Source organism: Candidatus Sodalis pierantonius str. SOPE, assembly GCF_000517405.1.
GTDB classification, from domain to species: Bacteria; Pseudomonadota; Gammaproteobacteria; order Enterobacterales; family Enterobacteriaceae; genus Sodalis_C; species Sodalis_C pierantonii.
Genome location: NZ_CP006568.1, coordinates 3,292,691 through 3,304,864, shown reverse-complemented (window position 1 = coordinate 3,304,864; position 12,174 = coordinate 3,292,691). Strand labels below are relative to the sequence as shown.

The 12,174-nt window shown below is 57.6% G+C and carries 9 protein-coding genes and 5 pseudogenes; 4 read left to right on the top strand and 10 right to left on the bottom strand.

What is annotated here, in order from left to right; genetic code table 11:
* Window positions 1–212: 212 nt before the first annotated feature.
* On the bottom strand, window positions 213–563 hold the full coding sequence (locus SOPEG_RS16640) for a winged helix-turn-helix transcriptional regulator (protein ID WP_025246196.1): 351 nt from the start codon (window positions 561–563) through the stop codon (window positions 213–215).
* 279 nt (window positions 564–842) lie between these two features.
* Between SOPEG_RS16640 and SOPEG_RS23225 the strand changes: the two are divergent.
* From SOPEG_RS23225 to SOPEG_RS16620, 3 pseudogenes are all read left to right on the top strand, one after another.
* Window positions 843–1,181 (top strand): annotated as a pseudogene (locus SOPEG_RS23225) (IS21-like element ISSoEn3 family transposase); the annotation flags it as partial.
* 95 nt (window positions 1,182–1,276) lie between these two features.
* Window positions 1,277–2,461 (top strand): annotated as a pseudogene (locus SOPEG_RS25130) (IS256-like element ISSoEn2 family transposase).
* 280 nt (window positions 2,462–2,741) lie between these two features.
* Window positions 2,742–3,521, top strand: a pseudogene (locus SOPEG_RS16620) (SDR family oxidoreductase).
* 126 nt (window positions 3,522–3,647) lie between these two features.
* Here the strand turns inward: SOPEG_RS16620 and SOPEG_RS16615 are convergent.
* Window positions 3,648–4,256 carry a TetR/AcrR family transcriptional regulator gene (locus tag SOPEG_RS16615; RefSeq protein ID WP_025246192.1) on the bottom strand — a complete coding sequence of 203 codons (609 nt, stop codon included), beginning with the start codon at window positions 4,254–4,256 and terminating at the stop codon, window positions 3,648–3,650.
* Between the two features lie 229 nt (window positions 4,257–4,485).
* Between SOPEG_RS16615 and SOPEG_RS29890 the strand changes: the two are divergent.
* Window positions 4,486–5,244, top strand: a pseudogene (locus SOPEG_RS29890) (SDR family NAD(P)-dependent oxidoreductase).
* A 146-nt stretch (window positions 5,245–5,390) separates the two neighbouring features.
* Here the strand turns inward: SOPEG_RS29890 and SOPEG_RS29885 are convergent.
* The 8 genes and pseudogenes from SOPEG_RS29885 to SOPEG_RS16570 all read right to left on the bottom strand — a co-directional run bounded on the left by SOPEG_RS29885 (window position 5,391) and on the right by SOPEG_RS16570 (window position 11,975).
* Window positions 5,391–5,600 carry a helix-turn-helix domain-containing protein gene (locus SOPEG_RS29885; RefSeq protein WP_236851528.1) on the bottom strand — a complete coding sequence of 70 codons (210 nt, stop codon included), beginning with the start codon at window positions 5,598–5,600 and terminating at the stop codon, window positions 5,391–5,393.
* Between the two features lie 37 nt (window positions 5,601–5,637).
* A complete protein-coding gene (locus SOPEG_RS16600; RefSeq protein WP_025246191.1) occupies window positions 5,638–6,093 on the bottom strand; it encodes a PTS sugar transporter subunit IIA in 456 nt (151 codons plus the stop codon).
* Between the two features lie 77 nt (window positions 6,094–6,170).
* Window positions 6,171–7,469 (bottom strand): annotated as a pseudogene (locus SOPEG_RS16595) (PTS galactitol transporter subunit IIC).
* Between the two features lie 10 nt (window positions 7,470–7,479).
* A complete protein-coding gene (locus SOPEG_RS16590) occupies window positions 7,480–7,755 on the bottom strand; it encodes a PTS sugar transporter subunit IIB (protein WP_025246190.1) in 276 nt (91 codons plus the stop codon).
* Window positions 7,756–8,087: 332 nt separating this feature from the next.
* Complete coding sequence (locus SOPEG_RS16585; RefSeq protein WP_038468962.1) at window positions 8,088–8,840, bottom strand: sulfite exporter TauE/SafE family protein; 753 nt, start codon at window positions 8,838–8,840, stop codon at window positions 8,088–8,090.
* Between the two features lie 30 nt (window positions 8,841–8,870).
* On the bottom strand, window positions 8,871–9,302 hold the full coding sequence (locus SOPEG_RS16580) for a RidA family protein (RefSeq protein WP_025246188.1): 432 nt from the start codon (window positions 9,300–9,302) through the stop codon (window positions 8,871–8,873).
* Between the two features lie 94 nt (window positions 9,303–9,396).
* Window positions 9,397–10,596, bottom strand: a complete 1,200-nt coding sequence (locus SOPEG_RS16575; protein WP_025246187.1) for a M20 aminoacylase family protein — start codon at window positions 10,594–10,596, stop codon at window positions 9,397–9,399.
* A 29-nt stretch (window positions 10,597–10,625) separates the two neighbouring features.
* Window positions 10,626–11,975 carry a YfcC family protein gene (locus SOPEG_RS16570; protein WP_025246186.1) on the bottom strand — a complete coding sequence of 450 codons (1,350 nt, stop codon included), beginning with the start codon at window positions 11,973–11,975 and terminating at the stop codon, window positions 10,626–10,628.
* Between the last annotated feature and the right edge of the window lie 199 nt (window positions 11,976–12,174).

The following is a 12,174-nucleotide window of genomic DNA, read 5'->3' as shown; positions in this document are numbered from 1 at the left end:
GTCCCTGTTTTTGCCCTTGTTATCCCGCAGCAAGGACGACCGTTGTGCTCATCTTTTTGCGGACACGACAACGCGCTGGGCGGTGATTTCGCCGCAGCGGCAAGGGGGCCGCGGCGTAGCCAATGGTTTTCACGCCTCGCTGTTACCCTGATGTTTCGCTCTGCGGCTGTTGACGTTTTGGCCCCGATTCGCTGGCGAACTTTGGTAGCGTTTTACCTGGCGGGCGCCGACGAAGGGAAATCATCCTTCTGCTCTGCCCATTTAAGCAGGGTGTCTAACGCCGGGCATAATGCCTGGCCCCAGGGTGTCAGTCGGTATTCGACTTTGGGGGGAACTTGCGGATAAATCTTGCGTGCCACGATGCCATCCGCTTCCAATTGCCGCAATTGCTGGGCAAGCATCTTCTGTGAAATACCGGGGATCAGTTTTTCCAGGTCGGAATACCGCCGCACTTTCCCGTCAAACAGGTGGAACAGTATGATGAGTTTCCATCTCCCCTCCAACAGCTTAAGCACGTGTTCCACCCCATTGGCCGCGGTCGCCGGTGTATAGACCTTTCTCATAGGTAGGTTACTTACTTTTAGGTGCGTTCTTGATAATTGGTTAGCTTATGAAGAAAATGATCGTACGGCAATCAATAATTAGAAACGACCATGACGTGTTCATTACCCGATGCTGGTTCCGGTCACATCCGATCACTGATTCCGATTTCACCTGATCACTAATTCTGATTTCATCCGATCACTGATTCTGGTCGCCCGATCAGCGATTCCGATTCTGTCCGATCGCTCATCTTCTGTTCCGTCATACTCTGGAGACTTTTAGCTTTCGGGGGGCATGGCATGGCACGTAAAAAGAAGAAAGCGAGAACGGAAATGTGCATCTATATTAATGTCTTACGTATGAAATTCGAGCAGCGTCTCTCGAATCGCACTATCGCAGCAGCGCTCGGCATAGGCTGTACTACCGTGCACGATATCCTCGGCCGATTCACGGTAGCTAACCTGGTCTGGCCATTGCCGGCGGAACTGTCCCCCGTCGACCTCGACCGCCCGCTCTATCCCGGCAAATCCGGAAAAGTTATCAATACCTTACCCAGCTGGCTTGATATCGATACCGAGTTAAACCGCAAGGGCATGACCAAGCAGCTGCTCTGGATGGAATATCAGTCCGCCGTGGGGAGCCTGTTTAGAAATTTGTGTATTTGCCTGATTTTGATATGTTCAATCCAACATCAAAAACAGGTTAATTTATGGACGAAAAACAGTTGTAGGCTCTGGCTAACGAACTGGCCAAAAATCTCAAAACCCCTGAAGATCTCAGTCACTTCGATCGGCTGCTGAAAAAAATCAGCGTCGAAGCAGCTCTCAATGCCGAAATGACCCATCACCTCGGCTACGATAAAAATCAGCCTAAACCGGGGACCAACGCCCGCAACGGCTATTCCACAAAAACCGTTACCACTGGCGATGGCCCGCTGGCGCTGCGTACTCCGCGCGATCGTGACGGTTCCTTTGAACCGCAACTGGTGAAGAAGAACCAGACCCGGATTACCGGGATGGATAACCAGATTTTATCGTTGTACGCTAAAGGGATGACCACCCGCGAGATCGCCGCCGCGTTCAAAGAGCTGTATGACGCCGATGTCTCGCCGGCGCTGGTCTCAAAGGTCACCGATGCGGTCATGGAGCAGGTTGTCGAATGGCAAAACCGGCCTCTGGATGCAGTCTATCCCATTGTTTATCTTGACTGTATCGTTCTAAAAGTCCGGCAGGACAGCCGCATCATCAACAAATCTGTGTTCCTGGCGCTGGGCATCAACATCGAAGGCTAGAAAGAGTTGCTAGGTATGTGGCTGGCCGAAAATGAAGGCGCAAAGTTCTGGCTGAACGTGCTGACAGAGCTGAAAAACCGCGGCCTGAACGATATCCTTATCGCCTGCGTAGACGGGCTGAAAGGTTTCCCTGACGCTATTAACGAGGTGTATCCGGAGGCGCGGCTCCAGCTGTGTATCGTGCATATGGTGCGCAACAGCCTGCGGTTCGTCTCCTGGAAGGACTACAAGGCCGTCACCCGCGACCTGAAAGCTATTTATCAGGCCCCTACGGAAGATGCCGGCTTGCAGGCGCTGGAAGCGTTCTCCAGTGCCTGGGACATCCGCTACCCGCAAATAAGTCGAAGCTGGCAGGCAAACTGGGCCAATCTGGCCACGTTCTTTGCCTACCCAACGGACATCCGCAAGGTGATCTACACGACCAACGCCATCGAGTCGTTAAACAGCGTGATCCGGCATGCCATCAAAAAGCGCAAGGTGTTCCCGACCGACGACGCAGTGAAAAAGGTGGTGTGGCTGGCGATACAGGCGGCCTCACAGAAATGGACAATGCCTTTGAGGGACTGGCGCATGGCAATGAGCCGCTTTATTATCGAGTTCGGTGACCGCCTGGACGGTCACTTCTGAGAAAAGGCATTTACACAGAATCGTGTACAGGGTCTCGGAATCTGCACCCGAAGCATTTAAGACCTCCTTTACCGTGAACAACGATGCGGAAATTGCCCGTTTGACCGCCTGTTTTGCGCCTAATGCTGCCGTTTCGGATGAGAGACAGGCCTATCAAGGCCGCGACGCTATCTCGTCTTGGCGGCCAGCGGCGCAGCAGGCCTACCCCTACCGCGTTGCTCCTCGGGACGTAGGGCGGCCGGGGCGAGGGGACCGGGTGGTCGCGAATGTTGTGCCGCCGATGAAGTGGGATTTGCAACTACAAGGTCAGCGCGTCCTGGTGACCTCGGGGACCAAAGGCGTAGGCATGGCGGTGGTTCAACTCATGCAACAACTTGGTGCCAGGGTGCTCACTAGCGCGCGTCATCAGCCGGACGATACGCCGGCGGAATTTTTTGTCGCCGCCGATTTGACCACCTATGAAGGCTGTGACGCCGTAGCCAGGGCCGTCGGTAGCCACCTTGGAGGAGTGGACGTCATTGTGCATGTCTTAGGCGGTTCGTCAGCGCCAGCAGGGGGATTCGCGGCGCTGGGTGAGGAGGCGTGGCAGCGGGAACTGAACCTCAACCTCCTGCCCGCCGTACGGCTGGATCGCGCGCTGTTGCCTGCGATGTTGGCGCAGAAAGAAGGGGGTTATCATTCACGTGACATCAGTCCAGCGTGCGCTGCCTTTACCCGAATCGACCACGGCCTATGCCGCCGCTAAAGCCGCGCTATCGACCTACAGCAAGAGTTTGTCAAAAGAAGTGACACCGCAAGGCATTCGGGTGGTACGTGTGGCGCCGGGGTGGATAGAAACCGAGGCCGCCGTGGCCCTAGCCGAACGGCTTGCGCGGCAGGCGGGGACTGACTACGAAGGGTAAAACGCATCATCATGAACGCCCTCGGCGGCATTCCGCTCGGGCGGCCGTCGACGCCTGCTGAGGTTGCCCATCTTATTGCGTTCCTGGCATCACCCCTGGCGGCGGCGATTTCCGGTACGGAATACGTGATCGACGGGGGCACAATCCCCACGGCCTAACGGGCGTGAAAAGTGTGATGCCCAGGGCGGTTTTAACGGAGAGTCGGCGGTAGGCGTGCTCGGGCAAGTTGGCGGCACGCCGGGCGTGCCGCCATAGCGCGACCATCAAGGGCATACGCGCTTGCTTCAGCGCTGCTCGCCGCACTCCGCCTTAGAGGATGGCCAGGTGCTGAGCACGTGATTGACCAGTCCCGCCAACGCGTCCTTCGACGCGCCGGCCTTTGCCTGCACCGCCATACCCTGCGAAACGGTCATAACATAGAATGCCGAATGCGCGGGGTTCACCCACGCCGGCAAATCGTCCTCCGCCTTCGCCCGCTCAAAACGTTGGGCTAGTAACGCTTGCGCCAACTCGCGCCGGCGTACCAGTTCGCGACGAATGGCTTCGGCGTCATCCGAACAGGCGAGGGCGCCGTTAATGCCCAGGCAACCCGGGTGTGCGGCGTCAAGGGTATGGAGCGCCAGGGCGCCGCGCAGCATATGTTCCACCACCTTTAATGAGGTAGGCGCATCCAACGCTTCCGTCATGAAGCACATATATTTTGTTTGATAAAGGTCAAGGGCCTTGCCAAACAGCGATGCCTTATTGCCAAACGCAGCGTAAAGGCCGGGACGGGCGACGCCCGTGGCCTTGGTCAAATCATCAAACGAGGCGCCTTCATAACTTTTCTGCCAGAAAACGGCCAACGCCGCGTCAAGCGCCTCGCCTTCATCGAACTGTTTATGTCTTCCCACAACCTGCCCATCCTTTAATTCAGTAATGGTCATTATAAAACGCTTGACGCCCTTTGTACAATAACCTACCGTTCGATACAGTAACGATCGATATTTTATTTACTGTAAACCACAACCGGCGAAAGCGATCGCCTCAATTTCCAAAAAACGCTCGGGATAGGGGGGGCTGCCGGTTCTGTAGTGCATTCCATTTCCTTTTCTATCAGGTAGGGTAAAACTCAGGGGTTTGATGATGAATAACACGCTTTCTGGCAAAGTTGCCTTGATTACCGGCGGTTCACGCGGGTTGGGAGCCGCCACCGCGGCCGCGTTGGCGGCGCAGGGCGCGGATGTTGCCATAAGTTATGTCGCGTCCGCGGATAAGGCGGCGGCCGTGGTGGCTAAGCTGCAAAAAAGCGGGGTTCGGGCCGCAGCGTTTCAGGCGGACCAAGGGGACCCTGCAGCGCCGATGCGGCTGATCCAGCAGGTTGTGGATCGGTTCGGTCAACTCGACATACTGGTCAACAATGCCGCCGTGGCCTGGCAGGGCCATAAGATAGACGATCCGGCGATCGACAACGCCGTGATGGATAGGTAATGGGCGATCAATACCCATGGCGTTATCGCTACCATCCGCGCCGCGGTCAAAGTGTTACCCGAAGTGGGGCGGATAATTTCGGTCGAATCTGGCCTGGGTGCGCGCGTCGCCTTTGCGGGGACCACGGACTATGCGGCGAGTAAGGCCGCCATCGTTGCTTATAGCCGGGGCGCCGCGCGCGATCTCGGTGCGCGCAATATTACCGTCAATGTGGTGCAGGCGGGGGTCATGGATACCGATATGGCGGCGAATTCACAAGGCAAACTGCCGCCTGGGTTGCTGAAAACCTTTGCGATACCGCGCTATGCAACCCTTGAAGAGGTGACGGCGACGATTGTGTTCCTGGCGGGGCCGGGGGCGGGCTTCATTATCGGCTCGGTGATTGAGGTGAACGGCGGGTTCACCGCCTAGCCGGGATGTTTGCCGGCGAACGGTGCCTATTTCGCCGGCGTTTTGGGCGTGAAACGTGCCTCGGTCATTTCCGTGCGTGCCGGTGGATCCATGGCCTCAACGGCTTTTTGCAGTTCGGATAACGCGAATTTCAGGCGCTCGACTTCCTACTGTAGCGCCTGCACTTCCAGCGCGGCACGGTTGGCTTTGGGGAAGGCGTCCAGCACATCGTCCTGATGGAACATCCGCACCTGACGATTGTTCTGGAACACCAGTTGATATTTCAACCGCTCGCTGTTGATGACATTGTAAACGGTTTTGCGGCTCACCATGGCGATGTCGATCACCTGGCTTACCCTCAACATGGCTTTATTCACCGCCGTCTTCCCCTTTGCGCTTTGACCGTCTCCCATTCTAACGAGTTGTGATGGCCTGCGAGAATGTTTTCGCTATCTCTGCCGGTGAGTATTCGCTGATTTTGTTCACTGCATCAACATCCGCCAGCAGGGCGAACAGCGATTGGATAATCGCGACTTTCTCGCAGGTCGGATCGATGGCCATCAGCACCACGATCGCCGGTTTGACCTGTTGCTCCGGATCGTCGGTGCGCTGGAACGCCACACCGGCGCGGTTGATGGCAACCGCGAAACCGGTTTTATTGACATGCTCATATTCGGTATGCGGAATGGCGATGGCATGGGTTTCCATATCGATGCCGGTGGGGTATTCCCGCTCGCGCGCCAGTACGCCGCCAAGAAAGCTGTCTTTGACCAGGCCATCAGCGAGCAGGCTATCCGCCAACAGCGTCAGTAATTGCTCCCGGCTGATTGGCTGGTCAACCACGATGACGCGGCGTTCGCTAAACATCATGATGCGTTCTCCACATGGGTTTCAGCCTGCTGCGCCTGCGCCAGCTCCCGGGCTTCTTGCAAAATCTTGCGCCGATTTCATAGCGCCAGCAGCAGGGTTATCACGGTGAGGACCACAACGCCCACCACTTTGAATTTAAATCCTTGAATCATCGCCCAGGGCAGCATGGCGCCGGCATAGTCAACGCTGCTGATGCTGGAGGCGCCGTTGGGCAGCGAGAAGCCGGTGCTGACGGCGGTGCTGGTCACCAGCGGCGCCAGGTTAGTACCGATTAATAGCGCCAGACTTAAGGTCAACAGACCGGTTAGCAGCGTGCGAAACATATCGCCGCGACAAACGGCGGTCACGAGCACAAAGGCGAACGGCAAACCGGTGAGCGAGGCGAACGGCAGGAATTCATTGCCGGGAATGATCGCCGCCAGCACCAACATAATCGGTATCATCACCATCGATACCGACAGCGTAACCGGGTGGCCGACGCTGACCGCGGAGTCTAGGCCAATAGATATCTGCCCGAAAGAGCCGGCGCGCGCCTGGGCGATTTCCTGGATGCGTTCGCTGATGGGATAGACGCCCTCCATCAGCATTTTCGCCATCTACGGGATGATGGTTATGACCGAGGCCATGGTAATTGCGGTTTGTAAAATCGCTTTCACCTCCACGCCGGCGATAATTGCCAGCACGCCGCCGATGATGGCTCCTAGGGAAGCCGGATCCCCCAGGACGGACAGGCGGCGCTGGATCACCTCGGTATCGATTTTGATGTCGCGCACGTAAGGGATGCGATCCACTACAAAGTTCACCAACCAGGCGGCGGGAACGAACGAGGCAGAGAAGCCATGGGGAACGGAAATGCCCGGTAGGCTGAGATATTTTTCTACGTCTTTGCTGGTGCGATCGGCGATAACCATCGTGATGGCACAGTTGAGCACCGCCGCGAACAGCCCCAGCCACAGATTATCGGTGATAATGGCCACCAGCGAGCCGGCAAAGGAGTGGTGCCAGAGGTTCCAAATATCGACGTTCAGGATGCGCGTGGTTTTGGTGTACAGCATTAAGACATTCAGCGCGACGCACACCGGGATCACCAGGGCGCCCACCCGAGTACCCATCGCCACCGCGGCGGCGGCGGGCCATCCCATATTCAGCGCGGTCAGGTTGAGACCGAAACGGTTGACGATGGCATGGCTGACCGGCGTGAGGGAATCAATCATCAAATTGACGGTGATGCTCAGACCGATAAAGCCAATACCCACCATCAGGCCGGCCTTGATGGCCTGCGATATTCGCAGGCGCAAAATGAGACCCAGCATAATAAAGATAAGCGGCATCATCACCGATGCGCCGGTGCTGATGATGTAGTCGATAATAAACATGGCGGGATCCTCAGCCCAGGATTTGGGCTTTAACGCTCTCAAATACCTTATCGGTGCCCATGCCGGTCAACAGCGGCAGCGCATTAATCACCGGCACCGCCACTTTGGCGGGCGAGGTGGAGACGATAAAATCCAGGTCGCTGCGCGTGGCGGCCTCGGCCACCGTGCCTTGCGAAATTCTCACCTTGTCAAGCAACCCTTCCGTCGCCAGATAGGTTTCCAGTTTTTTCAGCGCGACGGTACTGGTCGCTACGCCGGCGCCACAACAGATCATCATGTGTTTCATAGTCAGTTCTCATTAAGGAAGGTGAACTGATTAAAACACTTTCAATGCAAATGAAATGTGATAACTGTGTAATTTTACACACTAAATATCCCTTGTTTGATAAGTCGGGAGACAAACGGTGTCTACGTAAAGAATCAACTAGATTATTTTAATTTATTGATTATACTCTTTTTATAAAAACAGGCGCGTCCTGAACGCGATCGTCAAGATTAGGAAAGACTGCCCAGGGTCTGTGTAACTGTAATGCGGAGCTTGCGCGATCGCCGCCGCTGGGTCGGTAGGGTCGGCGTCGCTATAGCGGCGTCTATCGCCTCGTCGTTACCGCGCCATGCTCAGGCCGCCAGCATCGCGATCGCCACGCCGATCAGCACCATACAAAAGGCAAATTTTAGCCACATCACGGGCAGCTTGTGCGCCAGGGCCACGTCCCAGGAGACGCTGCCGATGTCGCCCAGCGCCAGCGGCAGTCCGATGCTCCAATCCGCGTTGCCGGCCAGCGCGTAGGAAAACAGCGCCGCCAGAGCCCCGGGGACGACCAACGCCAGGGCGATCCCCTGCGCCTGCGTCTGGCTAAAGCCGAACAGCGACACCAGCGCCGGTACTACCACCAACCCGCCGCCAACGGTGAAAATGCCCGACATAAACCCGCTCGCAATGCCGAGCAGCGGTAAAAACCGGGCGGATAGAACGGCGGCGGCGACCGGATGGCGGTGGCTGTCGAACCACTGCCAAAGGTAATAGGCCGCAAGCAGCAGCAAAAACGCGGCAAACGCCTTTTGCAACCCGTCGACGGGCATGGCCGACGCCATTTGCGCGGCGAACCAGGCGGATACGGTGGCGAACAGACAAAGTTTGAAGGTTTGCCGCAAATCGATATGGTTGCGTTGGCGGTAGAGCAGAAACCCGATCAGCACATTGGGCGTTACCATAATCAGCGCGGTACCCTGGGCGAGAAGCTGATCCATGTGGAACAACAGGCTTAACACCGGGATAGCGATCAAGTCGCCGCCGATGCCCAGCATACCGCCGCAAATTCCCAGCCCAACGCCCAGAATAAGACAGCACAACAATTCAGACACAATCATAGCTGCATTAGATCCATTTCAACTGCGAACTTAACTCTCCCTGTGGCGTTCCGCCAGCGGGGGCGACTGGGGCGAAGTAACTACCGCCGTCAGTTGGATCTCAATCAAATAACCGTGATGCAGCGCCGGCACGCGCACTACCGCCCGGGCCGGCTTATGGTGCTGAAGATAGTGCGCGTAGAGTTGATTGAACACGGGCCAATGTGTAATCCCGACGATATAGGCGGTACATTGCGCCACCTGCGGCCAGCCGCATCCCGCTGCCGCCAGTATCTGCTGGCACTGGCGCAGAGCCGCCTCGGTCTGCGCGGCAAAATCCGCCTCGGGCGTCACCGTCACCGGCAATACGCCCGACACGAATACCCAATTGTCCGTTTTTACCGCATGGGAGTAGTGTCCGGCCGGCGGCGGCACGTTCGGGGCGGTGATGCACTGTAACGCAACGTGCGATGTTTCAGTCATAATCAACCTTATTGGTTCGTCAGACAACAGGGGACAACATGCTCGGCGACCGGCGCGACCCCTTCGGCCAGCGCCGGCCGGGCCGCGGCCAGGATCAGGACGCGCGCGGCGGCAAGTATCGCTCGACCAGCCGTGACCAGTAGGCGGCACCGGTAACTAGATTATTATCGTTAAAGTCATAGCCCGGGTTGTGCAACATCTTATTGGCTTGTGCTTCACCGTTGCCGATGCGTATCAGGCAGTCGGGGCGCGCCTGGAGCAGGTAGGCGAAATCCTCACTTCCGGTCAGCATAGCCATGTCGCCGTCCACATTGTCCTCGCCCACCAATTCCGCGGCCACCTGTAGCGCCAGAGTGGTTTCCGCCTCGCTGTTGCAGACCACCGGATAACCCTCGACATACTTAATTTCGGCGCTCAGTCCTAGGCTGGCCGACTGCAACTGCACAATGTCGGTAATGCGTTGGCGCAGCAGAGCGCGAATGGCCGGATCGAAGCTACGAACGCTCAGCCCCAGTTGCACTTCAGCGGGGATCACATTCAGCGCTTTGCCGCCGTGCAGCATGCCCATGGTGACCACCGCCGTTTTATCCGGGGGGACATTTCGCGCCACCACCGTTTGTAGCGCCATGATGATGCTGGCGGCGCCTACCACGGGATCCTGCGCCAGGTGCGGCCGCGCCGCATGGCCGCCTACGCCGCGCATGGTAATGAACACCCGGTCGCCGGCGGCCATAAACGGGCCGCGCCGGCTCATCAGTCGTCCGCAGGGGCTGCCGGGGTGATTATGCATGGCGAAAACGGCGTCGCACGGGAAGCGCCCAAATAGGCCTTCGTCGACCATTCTTTGCCCACCGCTGTCGAAGCCGCGTTCCTCCGCCGGTTGAAAAATGACATTTAGGGTGCCGTTAAAGCGGCGCGTAGCGGCCAGATAACGCGCCGCGCCCAGAAGCATCGTCATATGGCCGTCATGGCCGCAGGCGTGCATGATACCGGGCTGGCGGCTCTGATAGTCGAAGGTGTTTTCTTCATTTATGGGCAGGGCGTCCATATCCGCGCGCAGCCCGATGGCGCGGTCGGCGTCCCCGAGCCGCAATGTGCCGACAACCCCCGTGCCCGCGACGCCGGTGGTGACGTCATAGCCATATTCGTCGAGCAATTGCGCAATCGTGGCGGCGGTATGATGCTCTGCAAACGCCAGCTCTGGGTGCTGGTGGAACCGGCGCCGCAGGGCGGTCAGTTCGGCGTGCCAAGGCGCAAGGTCGGCAAGCTGGACGCCGTGAAAAGGTGTCGTCATTCTACAATCCTTCCTGTTATTTGCCCGCCTTAGAAGGGGCCCCATTGGATCTGAACGCCGATGATGATGGCGATGATGGCGATGACGAGCCACATGAGCGTGAGGGGAAAGACGAACCGCAGCCACTGGCCATAGCCGATGCGGCCGATGGCCAGTACGGCCATCATTACGCTGGAGGTGGGATTGACCGAGTTAATGACGCCTTCACCAAGCAGAATGGTTTCGACCGTCACCTGACGGGTGATGTGCAACGCATCGCCCAGCGGGACATACAGCGGCACTAGCGCGGCCGATTCCCCTGAACCGGAAGAGATAGCGATATGCATCACCGCGGCGCTGATGAACATTCCCAGAGCCGCGAACATCTCATTTAATGGCGCAATCGCCCGCGCCAGACCGACAATCAGCGCGCCCGGAATCAGTTGGGCGCAGCCTTGTAAAAAGGTGTCGGCGATAGAGCCGCCCCGCAAACGGGCAATCAGGCCGACGCCCAGCGCCACGACAATAAACATTGCCGACATTTCGTTCTCGGACCAACCGTAGTTGACAGCGCCGTAAATGAACGTTAGTAGCGCAAGGGCGGTGAATGCCAGAATAAGCCAATGGAAGGGGGTGACGTTGGCGGCGATGTGCTGTTGTGCGTTTTCGTCTTCGTTAGCCAGTCCTTCGCGGCGACAGCGGCGGGCATAAAGGGTGAGGAAAACGATTGCGCAGACGGCAAAAGCGAGATAAATGCCCAGGCGAAACCCCATGCCGGAAAACAGCGGCAGTTCGGCCAGACGCTGCGCCAGGCCGGTGGTGCCGGGATTGATAATGGCGTCGTTGAAGCCGGCATAGGTACCCAGGTAGATGAGACCGCCGCCAAAAATACGCGGCAGATTCATCGAGCGCGCCAACAGCATGCCTAACGGAATAAACGCCACCACCGAATTGATGACGACGCCAGTGGTGCCCAGCACCGAGAAGACCGCGCAGACGCTGAGGATGATTACAGTGTCGCTGCTGCCTTTGCGCCGCGCCATGGCGTTTAGCGCATTGCTCAGCGCGCCGGACTGTTCCAACACGTTAACCGCGCCGCCGGTAAAGAGGATTAGGAAAATAATCGGCGCGGACTTCACCATACCCTCGGCGATAAAGGTAAATAACGTTTCCGGACCGACGCCGCTGCGCGCGACAGGATGAAGGCTGCCCGGTACGGCAAATTTTACCCCCTCGCGCAGGACATGGCCGAATTCACCAGGCGGAACGATCCAGGTTGCCGCCGCGGTAATGACCAGCATAATGAACAATAGGACATAGGGATTGATGGTACCGGTCTTTCGGTTGCGCTGGGTTGCCGGTGCGTTGCGCGCCGGGTCTGCGGTGATATCGTGCTGCATTATTGCCCCTCCCAAAGTAAATTAATCAAACATTACTATCAACCTCAACTGATTACTCTTCGGGTAGCCTTTCCCATTGGCCAGCGGCGTCGCGCCGGCCAATCCTCACTTTCGCTGTGTTTGGTGCTTGCGCCGCGCTCACCGCGCGGACTGGGCGTATTACTGGGTCTGTACTCGATACCTTCGCGGCGCGCAGTGC